This is a genomic window from Candidatus Alcyoniella australis, from assembly GCA_030765605.1.
In the GTDB taxonomy this organism is placed as follows: domain Bacteria; phylum Lernaellota; class Lernaellaia; order JAVCCG01; family Alcyoniellaceae; genus Alcyoniella; species Alcyoniella australis.
This window is the reverse complement of record JAVCCG010000153.1, coordinates 1-2,604: the sequence shown is the minus strand read 5'-3', so window position 1 is coordinate 2,604 and position 2,604 is coordinate 1. Positions and strand designations below refer to the sequence as shown.

2 protein-coding genes are annotated in these 2,604 nt (G+C 59.8%); both read left to right on the top strand.

The window, feature by feature from the left end; genetic code table 11:
• Window positions 1-102 precede the first annotated feature (102 nt).
• Complete coding sequence (locus P9M14_18425; GenBank protein MDP8257727.1) at window positions 103-567, top strand: GNAT family N-acetyltransferase; 465 nt, start codon at window positions 103-105, stop codon at window positions 565-567.
• Window positions 564-1,757 (top strand): alanine racemase, encoded by a 1,194-nt coding sequence (locus P9M14_18420; protein MDP8257726.1) that lies wholly within the window; start codon window positions 564-566, stop codon window positions 1,755-1,757. Before P9M14_18425 ends, P9M14_18420 begins: the two co-directional genes overlap by 4 nt.
• Window positions 1,758-2,604 lie beyond the last annotated feature (847 nt).

The following is a 2,604-nucleotide window of genomic DNA, read 5'->3' as shown; positions in this document are numbered from 1 at the left end:
CGACCGTGCGATCCCGGCCCGTTATCCACCCAACATCGGGAGCATCCAGAGGATAGGCGCCTGGGGTTGCGGACGGTCTACGGGGCATTGGGGTACCCAACTGTGAATCAAGATAGTTCCGAGCAGATAGACCCGCTGCTGGTCCGTGCAGACGACGACTTTCCGCCGGGCATCGACCGGCAGGTGCTGGCCGAGTTCCTGGCGCGCACCATGTCGCCCTACGAGGATCCGCTGAACCACATTCTTCAGGGGATCGAGTACGCGCTGTCCGAGCAGCCGGGCCAAGGCGGGTTCATCGTGCTCGCCTTGCAGGGCCGCGAGCTGATTGGCGCGCTGGTGATGCTGCATACCGGGATGGGCAAATACGTTCCCGAGAACCTGCTGCTGTTCGTGTCGATGGAGCCCAAGCTGCGCGGCCAAGGCATCGGCGGGATGCTGATCCGCCGCGCCATGGAGCAATGCCAGGGCGCGGTCAAGCTGCACGTGGATCCGCAGAACCCGGCGGTGCGGATCTACGAAAAGCTGGGGTTCGAGTTCAAGTACCACGAGATGAGGTACGAGCCATGACCAGGGTCACTATCGATCTCGAGGCGTTGCAGCACAACCTGTGCGAGGTCAACCGTTGGATGCGCGAGCAGCGGGCCAGCTGGTCCGTGGTCACCAAAGTGCTCAGCGGCCACGAGCCGACACTGAAGGCGCTCAGCGCCCTGGGCGTGCGGTCGATGGCCGACTCGCGCCTGGACAACCTCAAGACCATTGGCCGCAGCGCGCCTGATGTGGAGCGCTGGTATTTGCGGCTGCCCACGCCCTCGCACGTGGCGGACGTGATCGAGCACGCGGACGTGAGTATCAACAGCGAGATCACCACCATCGAGCGCCTCGACGCCGAGGCCGTGCGCCGTAACAAGCGGCACCGGGTGATCATCATGATCGAGCTGGGCGACCTGCGCGAGGGGATCCTGCCCGGCTCGCTGGTCAAGTTCTACGAGCGGGTGTTCCGCATGGAGCGGATCGAGGTGCTGGGTATCGGCTCGAACCTCGGCTGCCTGGCCGGGGCCTTGCCCAACGTGGACCAGCTGATGCAGCTCGTGCTCTACAGTGAGCTGCTCGAGCTCAAGTTCCGCCGCCGGCTGCCGCTGATCTCGGCCGGGACCACGGCGAGCCTGCCGCTGGTGCTCGATGGGCAGATGCCCAGTCGCATCAACCACTTTCGCATCGGCGAGGCGCTGTTCCTGGGTAGCGACCTGATCAACGGCGGCCTGCTGCCGGGACTGCGCAACGACGTGGTGACTCTCGAGGCCGAGATCCTCGAGATCAAACGCAAGAACTTGGTGCCGCTGGTGGAGACCGGCGTGGACACGCCGTTCACGCCGACCAACGGCTGCGGCCGCGACGAGCCGACCCCGGGCCAGCGCGGACTGCGGGCGCTGGTGGGAGTGGGGCAGCTCGACACCGAGGTCGCGGGCCTGCGGCCGCTGGACCCCGAGTTCCAGATCGCCGGGGCCAGTAGCGACATCACTGTGGTCAACCTCGGTGAGCACGATCACGGACTGCGGGTCGGCAACAGCATCGGCTTCTCCCTGGACTACGCCGCGCTGTCGCGGCTGATGGGCGGACGCTACGTGCAGATCGACGTGCGGCCGCCGCTGCAGAGCTTCCAGCCCGTGCACGACGTGCAGGCCACGGCCGTGCCCGCGGTGATTCCCGCGGCGGAGGCCAAATCCGACCAGCGGACAAAGGAGCTGAAAATTATCTGAAGCCTATGCCATAGAGTATCAACGGGCGCGCAAGCTCTGGGACGGCTGCGCCGGCGAGTACGACAGGGCTTAGTTGATCGCATAGGTTTTGTTTTAGCAGGTTTGTAAGTTGCTAAATGCGATATAATCGTATGGAATTTTTGGCAAAACATTATGTCAACTACACGACTAGCCCCGTAGTTACTCTAACCACCATGGTCTATTAAGTTGTCAAAGAGCACCACTATATTTTACCAGGGGGCGGCGTGTCAAATAGAAATTGACCTAAGCGGCTCTAATGGCATTAGGCGCGGAAGGCACGTGACTTAATAAATGTTAAGAAACATTATGTTATGTAATAATTAAGTATGGTGTCCCCCGAACTCCTTCCATCATGAATGTCGAAGAGGTCGGAGCAGCCGTGAGAGCCTTCGTCAAGTGCTACAACGAACAGTGGCTGATCGAAAAGATGGGATACCGCAGCCCAAACCAAGTGCGCCGCGAAGATGCCTTTGACAAAAAGGCTGAATAGTGAAAATATGTGTACAAGAAACCGGGTGCGGTATACGGCAATTCCCCAGGCGGTGAGCGACCACATTATCAACAGCCTGAGGAATGCTGTTACAGCCACAGACGGTACGGTCAAGGATGTAAAGGTGGAGGTAATGACTGACGAGGAACGACAATCTTTTTTACAAAAAGAGCAGGCCGACTGGAAAGGGTGAGGGAGAATATCCGGTTTTTTCCCATCGGTCTACCGGTCGATTTGCTTTTCAAAGGGGCGCAATGAAAAGGGAAAGGCTGTATCCGGATTCAAAGGTGGAAGTGCGCGGGATAGGAGCTCGCCACTATGATTTTTTTATGAATT